The sequence below is a fragment of the Sinomonas notoginsengisoli genome (assembly GCF_021554725.1).
Lineage (GTDB): Bacteria > Actinomycetota > Actinomycetes > Actinomycetales > Micrococcaceae > Sinomonas > Sinomonas notoginsengisoli.
This window is the reverse complement of sequence record NZ_JAIZDP010000001.1, coordinates 1,100,818-1,113,989: the sequence shown is the minus strand read 5'-3', so window position 1 is coordinate 1,113,989 and position 13,172 is coordinate 1,100,818. Positions and strand designations below refer to the sequence as shown.

The following is a 13,172-nucleotide window of genomic DNA, read 5'->3' as shown; positions in this document are numbered from 1 at the left end:
CAGAGACACGAGAGATAAGGGACCACATTGTCCAACGAATCCTCCTTCGGCCTCATGCAGATCGGCCTCGCGACCGCGGACGACATCCGCACCTGGTCGCACGGCGAGGTCAAGAAGCCGGAAACCATCAACTACCGCACCCTCAAGCCCGAGAAGGACGGACTCTTCTGCGAGAAGATCTTCGGTCCTTCCCGTGACTGGGAGTGCTACTGCGGCAAGTACAAGCGCGTGCGCTTCAAGGGCATTATCTGTGAGCGCTGCGGCGTCGAGGTGACCCGTGCCAAGGTCCGCCGCGAGCGCATGGGCCACATCGAGCTCGCCGCGCCCGTGACGCACATCTGGTACTTCAAGGGCGTTCCCTCACGACTCGGGTACCTCCTCGACCTGGCCCCGAAGGACCTTGAGAAGGTCATCTACTTCGCGGCCTACATGATCACCAAGGTCGACGAGGAGCGCCGCCACGAGCAGCTGCCAAACCTCCAGGCCGAGCATGACGTCGAGCGCAAGCGGCTCGTGGACAACCGCGACTCCGACATCGCCGCCGTGGCACGCAACCTCGAGGAGGAGCTCGGCAAGCTCGAGGCCGAGGGCGCCAAGGCCGCCGACAAGAAGAAGGCACGCGACCTCGCCGACAAGACGATGGCGACCGTCCGCAAGCGCGCGGACGCCGACATCGAGCGACTCGAGGCCGTCTGGGACCGCTTCAAGAACCTCAAGGTCGCCGACCTCGAGGGCGATGAGGCGCTCTACCGCGAGCTGCGCGACCGCTATGGCATGTACTTCGAGGGCTCGATGGGCGCCGAGGCGATCCAGAAGCGCCTTGAGTCCTTCGATCTGGAAGGCGAGGCGGAGAACCTCCGCGACATCATCCAGAACGGCAAGGGCCAGCGGAAGACCCGCGCGCTCAAGCGCCTCAAGGTCGTCAACGCGTTCCTGACCACGGACAACAAGCCACAGGGCATGGTCCTCGACGCCGTCCCGGTGATCCCGCCGGAGCTGCGCCCGATGGTCCAGCTCGACGGTGGCCGCTTCGCGACTTCCGACCTGAACGACCTGTACCGCCGTGTGATCAACCGCAACAACCGCCTCAAGCGGCTGCTTGACCTCGGCGCGCCGGAGATCATCGTCAACAACGAGAAGCGCATGCTCCAGGAGGCTGTGGACTCGCTGTTCGACAACGGCCGCCGCGGACGTCCCGTGACGGGTCCGGGCAACCGGCCGCTCAAGTCGCTCTCGGACATGCTCAAGGGCAAGCAGGGCCGGTTCCGCCAGAACCTGCTCGGCAAGCGCGTCGACTACTCGGGCCGCTCGGTCATCGTCGTCGGCCCGCAGCTCAAGCTGCACCAGTGTGGCCTGCCGAAGCAGATGGCGCTCGAGCTGTTCAAGCCGTTCGTCATGAAGCGGCTCGTGGACCTCAACCACGCGCAGAACATCAAGAGCGCCAAGCGGATGGTGGAGCGCTACCGCCCGCAGGTGTGGGACGTGCTCGAGGAGATCATCACCGAGCACCCGGTGCTGCTTAACCGTGCACCTACCCTGCACCGCCTCGGCATCCAGGCGTTCGAGCCGCAGCTCGTCGAGGGCAAGGCCATCCAGCTGCACCCGCTCGTGTGCGCGGCGTTCAACGCGGACTTCGACGGCGACCAGATGGCTGTGCACCTGCCCCTGAGCCCTGAGGCCCAGGCAGAGGCGCGCATCCTCATGCTCTCCTCGAACAACATCCTCAAGCCGTCGGACGGCCGCCCGGTCACCCTGCCCTCGCAGGACATGATCATCGGCCTGTACCACCTCACCACCAAGCGTGAGGGCGCCGTCGGCGAGGGCCGCGTGTTCTCGTCGGTGGCCGAGGCGATCATGGCGCACGACGCGCACGAGCTGCACCTCAACGCGCAGGTGAAGATCCGTCTGGACGGTTTCGTGCCGTCGAAGGAGCGTCAGGCCCCTGAAGGCTGGGAGCCCGGCACCCCGGCACTCGTGGAGACTTCGCTGGGCCAGGTTGTCTTCAACCAGACCCTTCCTGCGGACTACCCGTGGGTTGAAGCCGTCGCGGACAAGGGCCAGCTCTCCAAGATCGTCAACGACCTCGCGGAGCGCTACCCGAAGGTTGTCGTCGCGGCGACGCTGGACAACCTCAAGGACGCGGGCTTCCACTGGGCGACCCGCTCGGGCGTCACGGTCGCCATCTCCGACATTGCCGTCCCGGAGGCCAAGCCGGCCATCCTGGCGGGCTACGAGGACCGGGCCGCGAAGATCCAGAGCCAGTACGACCGTGGTCTGATCGACGACGAGGAGCGCCGCTCCGAGCTCATCGAGATCTGGGACAAGGCGACCACCGAGATTGCGGCGGTCATGCGCGAGTCCATGCCGAAGATGAACACCATCAACCGCATGGTCTCCTCGGGCGCCCGTGGCAACTGGATGCAGGTACGCCAGATTGCCGGTATCCGCGGTCTCGTGGCCAACCCAAAGGGCGAGATCATCCCGCGCCCGATCAAGTCCTCGTACCGCGAGGGCCTGTCGGTGCTCGAGTACTTCATCGCGACCCACGGTGCCCGCAAGGGACTGGCCGATACGGCTCTCCGTACGGCCAACTCGGGTTACCTGACCCGCCGCCTCGTGGACGTCTCGCAGGACGTGATCGTCCGCGAGGAGGACTGCGGCACCGAGCGAGGCCTCATGGTCACGATCGCGGTCGCGGATCACAACGGCGAGCTCACGCGTGAGGAAAACGTCGAGAATACGGCGTACACCCGCGCGCTCGCGGTGGACGTGACGGATTCCGAGGGAACTGTCCTCGCGGAGGCCGGCGCGGACCTCGGTGATGTGCTGATCAACAAGCTCATCAACAACGGGATCACGGAGATCCGCGTCCGCTCGGTGCTCACGTGTGAGTCCGCCGTCGGCGTGTGCGCGAAGTGCTACGGCCGGTCGCTTGCCTCGGGCAAGCTCGTGGACATCGGCGAAGCCGTCGGCATCATCGCGGCCCAGTCCATCGGTGAGCCCGGCACGCAGCTGACCATGCGCACGTTCCACACTGGTGGCGCCGTCTCGGCGTCCGGCGGCGAGGACATCACCCAGGGCCTGCCCCGTATCCAGGAGCTCTTCGAGGCCCGCACACCCAAGGGTGTGGCGCCGATCTCGGAGGCCGCCGGTCGGATCACGATCGAGGACACTGAGAAGCAGCTCCGGCTGGTGCTCACGCCGGACGACGGCACGGAGGAGATCGCATACCCGATCTCCCGCCGGTCGCGTCTTTTGCTCGAGGACGGCGAGCACGTCGATGTCGGGCAGAAGCTCGTCAACGGCCCCGTCGATCCGAAGCAGGTCCTGCGCATCCAGGGTCCGCGCGAGGCGCAGAAGTTCCTCGTCGACGAGGTCCAGGGCGTGTACCGCAGCCAGGGCATCGGCATCCACGACAAGCACGTGGAGGTCATCGTCCGCCAGATGCTGCGCCGCGTCACGGTCATCGAGTCCGGCGACACGGATCTCCTCCCGGGCGAGCTCGCCGAGGGGCGCCGTTACCGCGACGAGAACCGCCGCGTGGTCTCCGAGGGCAAGCGGCCGGCGTCGGGCCGTCCCGAGCTCATGGGCATCACGAAGGCGTCGCTCGCCACGGAGTCCTGGCTCTCGGCGGCGTCCTTCCAGGAGACGACCCGTGTGCTCACACAGGCTGCCATGGAGGGCAGGAGCGATCCGCTGCTCGGCCTCAAGGAGAACGTCATCATCGGCAAGCTCATCCCGGCCGGTACCGGTCTTCCCCGGTACACGGACGTCACGGTCGAGCCCACCGAGGAGGCCAAGGCCACGCTCTTCACCGGTCCGAGCGCGTTCAGCGACTTCGCCTACGATCCGCTGAACGGCGACGGCGCGCAGGAGTTCCATGCGATCCCGCTGGACGACTACGACCTCGGCGGCGACTACCGCTGACGACGGTTCTGCCGCCTAGCGGCACGCGTTCGTGAACACACGACGGCGGCCGGCACCCCCGCGGGGGAGCCGGCCGCGGCCGTCGGTCCACCCCCTGTCCGGCGATCAGGGCCATCGGTCAGGGGCGCATCCGCCGCGTGATATCCTTTATTTCGATTGTTTCTGTGTGGCAGTGGATGAAGGCCGTCGGGGGCGCGTGAGCGAACGAAGAGACGGGGCCTGTTTCCGGGTTGCGGGGTTGGTGCGCAACGAATGCCACACTTTTGCACGCCTACGGTCGGTTGCCGCGGAAGTGCGGAGCAACCGACAGCGTCTACCGAACCTCGTCAGTGGGGTCCGCGCGGGCGAAATTTCGAACAGAGTACGGAGCGAAAGTGCCTACTATTCAGCAGTTGGTCCGTAAGGGCCGCACGCCGAAGGTCTCCAAGACCAAGGCCCCTGCCCTCAAGGGCAGCCCCATGCGTCGTGGCGTGTGCACCCGTGTGTACACCACGACCCCGAAGAAGCCGAACTCCGCCCTCCGCAAGGTTGCGCGTGTCCGCCTCAACGGTGGCGTCGAGGTCACGGCCTACATCCCGGGCGTGGGCCACAACCTCCAGGAGCACTCCATCGTGCTCGTGCGTGGAGGCCGTGTGAAGGACCTTCCGGGTGTCCGCTACAAGATTGTCCGCGGCGCGCTTGACACCCAGGGCGTCAAGAACCGCCAGCAGGCCCGCAGCCGCTACGGCGCCAAGAAGGAGAAGAAGTAATGCCTCGTAAGGGCCCGGCCCCGAAGCGCCCTCTCGTCGTCGACCCGGTCTACGGTTCGCCGCTCGTGACGCAGCTGATCAACAAGGTTCTCGTGGACGGCAAGAAGTCCACTGCCGAACGCATCGTCTATGGCGCCCTGGAGGGCGCCCGCCAGAAGACGGGCAGCGACCCCGTTGCCGCGCTCAAGAAGGCCATGGACAACGTCCGCCCGACCCTCGAGGTCCGCTCCCGCCGCGTCGGCGGAGCGACCTACCAGGTCCCGGTCGAGGTCAAGCCGGGCCGCGCCACCGCGCTGGCCCTCCGCTGGCTCGTGGGCTACTCCAAGGCACGCCGCGAGAAGACGATGACCGAGCGTCTCCAGAACGAGATCCTCGACGCTTCGAACGGCCTCGGTGCCGCGGTGAAGCGCCGCGAGGACACGCACAAGATGGCCGAGTCGAACAAGGCCTTCGCCCACTACCGCTGGTAATACCAGCGGTTCGCCGCCGGCCCCATGAGGGCCGGCGGCGGACGCGCAGCCAATCAGGGACAAACAGGGAGACACCGTGGCACTCGACGTGCTTACCGACCTCAGCAAGGTCCGCAACATCGGCATCATGGCGCACATCGATGCCGGCAAGACCACTACGACGGAACGCATCCTCTTCTACACGGGTGTGAACCACAAGCTCGGCGAGACGCACGACGGTGCTTCGACGACCGACTGGATGGAGCAGGAGAAGGAGCGCGGCATCACCATCACGTCCGCGGCCGTGACCTGCTTCTGGAACCAGAACCAGATCAACATCATCGACACCCCGGGCCACGTGGACTTCACGGTCGAGGTCGAGCGCTCCCTGCGCGTGCTCGACGGCGCCGTTGCCGTCTTCGACGGCAAGGAGGGCGTGGAGCCGCAGTCGGAGACGGTGTGGCGCCAGGCGGACAAGTACAACGTGCCGCGCATCTGCTTCGTCAACAAGATGGACAAGCTCGGTGCGGACTTCTACTTCACCGTTGACACCATCGTGAAGCGCCTCGGTGCCAAGCCGCTCGTCATGCAGCTGCCGATCGGCTCGGAGAGCGACTTCGTCGGCGTCGTCGACCTCCTGACCATGAAGGCCCTCGTGTGGCCGGGCGATGCCAAGGGCGACGTCACCATGGGCGCCTCCTACGAGACGCAGGAGATCCCTGCGGACCTCAAGGAGAAGGCGGAGGAGTACCGCGCCGACCTCGTCGAGGCCGTCGCCGAGGCCTCCGAGGAGCTCATGGAGAAGTACCTCGAGGGCGAGGAGCCCACCATCGAGGAGCTCAAGGCGGGTATCCGCAAGCTCACGGTCAACTCGGAGATCTACCCGGTCTTCTGTGGCTCCGCGTTCAAGAACCGCGGTGTCCAGCCGATGCTGGATGCGGTCATCGACTACCTCCCGTCCCCGCTGGACGTCCCGGCCATGATCGGCCACGACCCGAAGGACGAGACGGTCGAGCTGACCCGCAAGCCGAGCGAGGACGAGCCTTTCTCGGCTCTCGCGTTCAAGATCGCGGCGCACCCGTTCTTCGGTCAGCTCAACTTCATCCGCGTCTACTCGGGCAAGGCGACCTCGGGCATCCAGGTCCTGAACTCGACGAAGGGCAAGAAGGAGCGCATCGGGAAGCTCTTCCAGATGCACGCCAACAAGGAGAACCCCGTCGATGAGGTCCACGCGGGCCACATCTACGCGGTGATCGGCCTCAAGGACACCACGACCGGCGATACGCTGTGCGATATCAGCAACCCGATCGTCCTCGAGTCGATGACGTTCCCGGAGCCGGTGATCTTCGTGGCCATCGAGCCGAAGACCAAGGGCGACCAGGAGAAGCTCTCCACCGCTATCCAGAAGCTCTCCGCTGAGGACCCGACGTTCACCGTCTCCCTCAACGATGAGACCGGCCAGACCGAGATCGGCGGCATGGGCGAGCTCCACCTCGACATCCTCGTGGACCGCATGCGCCGCGAGTTCAAGGTCGAGGCCAACGTCGGCAAGCCTCAGGTGGCGTACCGCGAGACCATCAAGAAGAAGGTCGAGAAGGTCGACTACACGCACAAGAAGCAGACTGGCGGTTCCGGCCAGTTCGCCAAGGTGCAGGTGACCTTCGAGCCGCTCGACACCGCCGAGGGCACGTTCTACGAGTTCGTGAACGCCGTCACCGGTGGTCGCGTGCCTCGCGAGTACATCCCGAGCGTCGACGCGGGCATCCAGGACGCCATGCAGTTCGGCATCCTGGCCGGCTACCCGATGGTCGGCGTGAAGGCGTCGCTCACCGACGGTGCCTACCACGACGTCGACTCCTCGGAGATGGCGTTCAAGATCGCCGGTTCGCAGGTGTTCAAGGAGGGCGCTCGCCGCGCCAACCCTGTGCTCCTCGAGCCGCTGATGGCCGTCGAGGTCCGTACGCCTGAGGAGTACATGGGCGACGTCATCGGCGACCTCAACTCCCGCCGTGGCCAGATCCAGGCCATGGAGGACGCTGTCGGCGTCAAGGTCATCCGTGCCTCCGTGCCGCTGTCCGAGATGTTCGGCTACATTGGCGACCTTCGGTCGAAGACCCAGGGCCGTGCTGTCTACTCCATGCAGTTCGACAGCTACTCTGAGGTCCCGAAGGCCGTTGCCGACGAGATCATCCAGAAGTCGCGCGGCGAGTAGTTCTGGACCGCGGCTGCCGCCGCCGTGGGCTCCCTTCCGCAGGGAAGAGCGCGCACGACGGCGGCGGGTCGCCCTCCGCGTGGGTATACTCCCGCGTGATTTCACGAAAAAACACAGCCCACAGTAGACTTGCAAAAGTTTCAGTTGCGACAGTCGCGGCTGGAAGCAAGTCTTCTGTATCAGTTCTAGGAGGAACCAGTGGCGAAGGCAAAGTTCGAGCGGACTAAGCCGCACGTCAACATCGGCACCATTGGCCACGTTGACCACGGTAAGACGACGCTGACTGCTGCCATCTCGAAGGTGCTTGCTGACAAGTACCCCGATCTCAACGAGCAGCGTGACTTCGCGCAGATCGACTCCGCTCCCGAGGAGCGGCAGCGCGGTATCACCATCAACATCTCCCACATCGAGTACCAGACGGAGAAGCGCCACTACGCTCACGTCGACGCTCCGGGTCACGCCGACTACATCAAGAACATGATCACGGGTGCGGCGCAGATGGACGGCGCCATCCTCGTGGTTGCTGCGACGGACGGTCCGATGGCCCAGACGCGCGAGCACGTTCTGCTCGCCCGCCAGGTCGGCGTTCCGTACCTGCTCGTCGCCCTCAACAAGGCCGACATGGTCGACGACGAGGAGCTCCTTGACCTCGTCGAGATGGAGGTGCGCGAGCTCCTCTCCTCGCAGGGCTTCGACGGCGACAACGCCCCGGTGATCCGCGTCTCGGGCCTCAAGGCTCTCGAGGGCGATCCCAAGTGGGTCAAGTCGGTCGAGGAGCTCATGGAGGCCGTCGACGAGAACGTTCCGGATCCGGTTCGTGACCGCGACAAGCCGTTCCTGATGCCGATCGAGGACGTCTTCACGATCACCGGTCGTGGCACGGTCGTCACCGGCCGCGCCGAGCGCGGTACCCTCGCCCTCAACTCCGAGGTCGAGATCGTGGGCATCCGCCCGATCCAGAAGACCACGGTCACTGGTATCGAGATGTTCCACAAGCAGCTCGACGAGGCGTGGGCCGGCGAGAACTGTGGCCTTCTGCTCCGCGGCATCAAGCGCGAGGACGTAGAGCGCGGCCAGGTCGTGGTGAAGCCCGGTTCCATCACGCCGCACACCGACTTCGAGGCGAACGTCTACATCCTCTCGAAGGACGAGGGCGGCCGTCACAACCCGTTCTACTCGAACTACCGTCCGCAGTTCTACTTCCGTACCACGGACGTGACCGGCGTTATCACCCTCCCCGAGGGCACCGAGATGGTCATGCCCGGCGACAACACTGAGATGAGCGTTGCGCTCATCCAGCCCATCGCCATGGAAGAGGGCCTCGGCTTCGCTATCCGCGAGGGTGGCCGCACCGTCGGCTCGGGCCGCGTGACCAAGATCGTCAAGTAGTTCCTCCAAGGAACTGAGGCCTCTGGGCCGGATCCTCGAAAGAACCCCGCCGCATTCGTGCGACGGGGTTCTTTCGCCTCTATCGGCCCGGCACCCACAGACCCTATCGTTTGTCTATCCGATGGATAAACGACGGGTGGCGGCTTCGGCCGCGTTCTGGGGAGAGGCAACCATGGGAACGAGGGCTTCGGAGTCCGGCGGCGGCCATGATGCGCAGGCCGGGCCGCTCCGTGACCTCGCCTACGCCGAGGGCCATGCGGCGGGGTTCGCCGAGGGGCGCACGGCGGGATTCATCGAGGGGCGCACGGCGGGGTTCGCCGAGGGGCGCGCCGAGGGACACCGTGTTGGCTATCTCGAGGGGCACCGGGCCGGATGGGAGCAGGCAGTGCGCAGCCCGGCAGTGCGGCCACTCGCCGTCGCGCCCCCTGCGGCCCAGCCGACCGTCCCTGCGGCAGAGGCTGCGCGGTACGCAATAGTGCCGCAGCCGGAAGTTTCTGGACCCCACCGGCCCGACGTGCCGGCGGGTGCTCGGCCGAAGCCCACTCCGACACCCGAGCAGGTCGCCGCGGAGGCCGCCCGCAGGCGCGAGCAGCGCGGCATCCAGAGCGCCAACATCGCCCTCTACGCTGCAGCACTCCTGATCGTCGCGGCGGCTGGGCTGTTCCTCGCCAGCAGCGTCGCGGACCATCTGCGGCTGGCTGGGCTGGCAGGCGTCACTGCCCTCTTCTATGCCGCCGGCCTCGTGGTTCACGCCCGGTTCCCGCGGCTCCGCCCGGCGGCGGTGGCGTTCGCGGGAACAGGGCTTGCACTGCTGCCGGTCACGGGCCTCGGGCTCGACCTAGTAGTCCTGCATGATCCGAGCATGTCCTGGCTCGTCACGAGCGCCGTGGGCCTCGTGGCGTTCGGCTTCGCCGCGTTGCGTCTCGAGAGCCGTGTCCTCGTGTTCCTGAGCCTGACCTTCCTCTTCTCCGCGGCGTGGTCTGGAACCGAGGTGCTCGGAGGCGCCCTCGCGGCCGACTTCGCGGCCCTCATCACGGCGGCCGCGCTGCTCGCCGCCATCTCGGCACTGCAGCCTCGCTGGGTCCCGCCCCTCTTCCTGCGCCCGATCGCGCGACTGCATCCGTTCGTCGTCCCATCGACGTTCGTCGCCGCTACCGTGGCCGCAGGAACCCTCGAGAGGTGGCAGTACCCCGTTCTCGTCCTGGCCATGAGCGTCTACCTCGTGGCCGAGTCCTTCCTCGCCGAGGGCGTGACCGCGCGCCGCCTCTCGTGGTGGGGCGCACGCACGACGGCGGTGCTGGCCGCCGGCGTAGGCGCGGCCCAGGCAGTGGATGCGGGCGCAGTCTTCGGCACACTGCCGTGGCCTCCCATGGCGGCTGCGGCGGTCGCGGCGTCTGCCGCGACCATCGTGCTCACCCTCGTGTCGGCCGTCCTCGGTGCCGCGCGCGAGGAACAGCTGGGCTTGTCCCGCCGTGGTGCGAGGGCCGAGCAGGCCGTCGCGGTGGTCGTACAGGTGGCGCTCGTGGTCGTGGCATCGCTGTCGGTGGGGCAGGTCACCCATGAGCCTGCGTTCGTCGCTGCGGCCCTTGCGGCACCCTCAGCCCAGTTCACCGCGTGGCGGTGGGGAAAGCAGGCGGAATGGCTCCCGCTCCTGGCGTTCGCGGAGCTCCTGCTCGTCCGTCTCGACGCGTGGCCCTTGGCGGTCCTCTCCACCGCCGGCTGCATGTACTTCGCGGCACGTGCCCTGTGGACGGCCTCGGCGGCGTCCGCACCGCAGCTGGTCGGCGCTGCTGACGATGACGTGAACGTGTGGGGACGCCCGCAGTTCCTCGCGATGGCCCGGCTTGCCTCACTCGTCGCGGTGCCCGCTGTCGTGGCCGCACTCGGAAGCGGCCTGCCTCCCTCGGAGAAGACGGCAGCTGTGGCGTTCAGCCTGGTGGCAGCGGTTGCGGTGCAGCTTGCCGTGACGGGCCTCCTGGGGGCGCTGGGACGGGCGGAGTTCCTGCGCACGGCCTTGGTCTGGGTCCTCGGGACGATCGCCGTCTGTGCCGTCCTTGCTGTGGGCTGGTCGGACCTGCGCTTCTCGCGGTACTGGGGCCCGACCTCGATCTCACCGCTCTTCATTCCCGCGGTGTTCGTCCTGTGCGCCGGGGCGGTGGCCCTCGCCGTGGGACTGTACCTCGCGAGGCCGCCAGCGCGCCGCGCTGTCTCGGTAGGGGAAGTGGCACCGGGCGTGCTGCTGGGCGTCGTGTCGCTTGAAGCATTCCTCTTCACGGCGGGGGAGCTGGCCAGGCCCATGCAGGGGACCGTCAATGGGGTTCTGGCCATCGCCGCCGCAGTCTTTGCCGCGTCAGCCTGGCGTGCCCCAGCCGGCCTACGCCGTTGGGCATACATCTGGCTGGCGCGCGGCGCGGCCACCCTCCTCGTCGCCGGGTCTTTCCGCTGGCTAGAGCTCGGCGGCTGGGCGCCGACGGTCTTCGGGCAGCGGTTCACGCTTGAGCACGTGGTGGTCCTGGCGGTACTCGTCCAGATCGTCGTGCCCCTCGCTGTCGAGATCCGAGGAGTCCGCAGGTCGAGACGCCTCCCCTGGACTCTCGCTGATGCGGCCGCTGTGCTGGCGCTCGCTGCTCCCGGAACCGTCGGGGCCGCGCTCGAGACGGGCCTTGGGTCCCATGACGCAGTCACGCCCATCGGAGCAATCCTCGTGGTCGCGTTTGCCGTGGCGGCGGCACTTGCGGGCGGGGTTCTCCGGTTCCACCAGGCCGCTGCTGCCCTCGCACCCGCTGCCCTCGTCCTCACCGCGATCGCGGCCTCGCGTGACGTGCGGATGCTCGAGATCCTCGTCGGGCTGTTCGCTGCGTTCTCCGCGGCCATGGTGTACCTCGCGCCGCAGTGGTTGTCGAAGGGCGCGCACCTCGTGGCGGCCAGGGCACTCCCCGTAGCGCTCGCGGTGCTCGTCGCGCAGGATGCGACTGCGTCTGAGACGTGGATCAGCGTGGTCCTCGCCGTGGGCCTTGCGGCCCAGCACGTTCTCCGACGCCTCCTGCCCGCACGCACGGCAGCCCTGCCGTTCCACGAGGCGGTCTATTGGAGCGGGCTCGTGGGCCAACTGGCACTGCCGCTCGGCTACCTCCTTGTGACGCGCCAAGGGGCGGAGGGCGGCCGGTGGGTCGTGCTGTTCGAGGCGGGACTCGTCGTGGTGAGCGCGGTCAGCACCCTCCGCGGACGTCCTGCGGCCGGGTACGTCGGCGCGGCGGCGCTCCTGCTCGGTGTCGTGGCGCTGGGCCCACTACTGCACTTCCCTGCGGGGCAGTTCCTCACCCAGGCGCCGCTGGACGGAACGGCAGTGGCACTCGTGCTCGCTGCGCTCTCGTGGTCTCACCTCGCCGGCATGGGGCTGTGGGAGAACGGCCGCCGGCAGGGGGACCGCACTCGCCCATGGCCCTGGACAGCGGCCGCGGCGGCCTTTGGCGCGGCATCCATCCAAGCAGGGCTGGCCGAGAAGCCCGCGGTCCTCGGCGTTGGCGTGGCAACCACTGCGGCCGTGCTGATCGCCGCAAGCTACGTGTGGAGGAGGGCGCGTTGGGAGGTCGCTGCTGCGTTCCCGCTCGGCGTCCTGCTCACACTTCCTGCCGGAATGCTCGTGGCACGAGACCTCGTGGACGGCCTGCCGGCCGTATGGCAGGACCCCGTGACGGTCCTGGGCGGAACGCTCGTGCCTGCTGCGCTCGGAGTCGCCCTGCGCTGGTCCGGCCGATGGCCGGGCGCGGCCGGCTCACGTCTAGAGGAGCTGGGCCTGTTCCGGGCGGATCCGGTGAGGCACTGGACCCTCATCGGTGCTGCCGGGGCCGCGTTGGCGCTCTCGGTGCGAGCGGCGTGGGAGCCCCCCGCGGTCGTACTTGTCCCAGCGCTCGCGATGGCCCTCGTCGCGGTGGCCGTCCCCGAGCTATCGCTGCGGGCGCGCCGGCTCGGAGCCGAGGTGGGCGCGATAGTGCTCGTGGCAGCGTTCCAGCGGGCGGTCTTCGCCGAGGCCGTGGAGGAACCGGGAGGGTTCTGGCTTGCGCAGTGGTACGTGGTGACCGCAGCGGTTGTGGCACTGCTGCGCTACTACGTCGGCAAGCAGGTTGTGCCGGGACGCGCCTGGCTCGAAGGCGCCGCCACGCTCCTGAGCCTCACGGGGATCTGGGTCGCGGCGACCGCCGGGAACAATGCCCAGCAGATCTGGCTCCTCGTGGCCTTCGCCGTGCTCACGCTCGCGGGGCTGGCGTTGGGTGAGCGCAGGTTCACGGCCTGGGGTGCTGCCGGCGTGGTTGCGTGCGTCCTGTGGTCCGTCCGCGTACGTCTATGCGCTACTGGGGATCCTGGGCCTCGCGCTGATCGCCGCAGCCGTATGGTGGCTGGCCCAGCGGCCACGGGGCACCCTGCTGCGGTAGGTTGAGGCGACGG

General features: G+C 67.6%; 6 protein-coding genes. All 6 read left to right on the top strand.

Annotated features, from left to right (window positions below; genetic code table 11):
- The first annotated feature begins 27 nt into the window (after nucleotides 1–27).
- The 6 genes from LF262_RS05230 (at nucleotide 28) to LF262_RS05205 (ending at nucleotide 13,164) form a co-directional block, all read left to right on the top strand.
- Complete coding sequence (locus LF262_RS05230) at nucleotides 28–3,927, top strand: DNA-directed RNA polymerase subunit beta' (RefSeq protein ID WP_235779163.1); 3,900 nt, start codon at nucleotides 28–30, stop codon at nucleotides 3,925–3,927.
- A gap of 374 nt (nucleotides 3,928–4,301) precedes the next feature.
- Nucleotides 4,302–4,676 (top strand): 30S ribosomal protein S12, encoded by a 375-nt coding sequence (gene rpsL, locus LF262_RS05225; RefSeq protein WP_043119407.1) that lies wholly within the window; start codon nucleotides 4,302–4,304, stop codon nucleotides 4,674–4,676.
- Entirely contained in the window at nucleotides 4,676–5,146 is a 471-nt protein-coding gene (gene rpsG / locus LF262_RS05220; protein WP_235779162.1) for a 30S ribosomal protein S7, read from the top strand. The genes rpsL and rpsG overlap by 1 nt, the downstream gene beginning before the upstream one ends.
- Nucleotides 5,147–5,222: 76 nt before the next feature.
- The gene (gene fusA / locus LF262_RS05215) at nucleotides 5,223–7,337 is read left to right on the top strand and encodes an elongation factor G (RefSeq protein ID WP_235779161.1); all 2,115 of its coding nucleotides are present in this window, start codon (nucleotides 5,223–5,225) and stop codon (nucleotides 7,335–7,337) included.
- A 198-nt stretch (nucleotides 7,338–7,535) separates the two neighbouring features.
- Nucleotides 7,536–8,726, top strand: a complete 1,191-nt coding sequence (gene tuf, locus LF262_RS05210) for an elongation factor Tu (protein WP_235779160.1) — start codon at nucleotides 7,536–7,538, stop codon at nucleotides 8,724–8,726.
- A gap of 172 nt (nucleotides 8,727–8,898) precedes the next feature.
- The gene (locus LF262_RS05205; RefSeq protein ID WP_235779159.1) at nucleotides 8,899–13,164 is read left to right on the top strand and encodes a hypothetical protein; all 4,266 of its coding nucleotides are present in this window, start codon (nucleotides 8,899–8,901) and stop codon (nucleotides 13,162–13,164) included.
- Nucleotides 13,165–13,172: the final 8 nt, after the last annotated feature.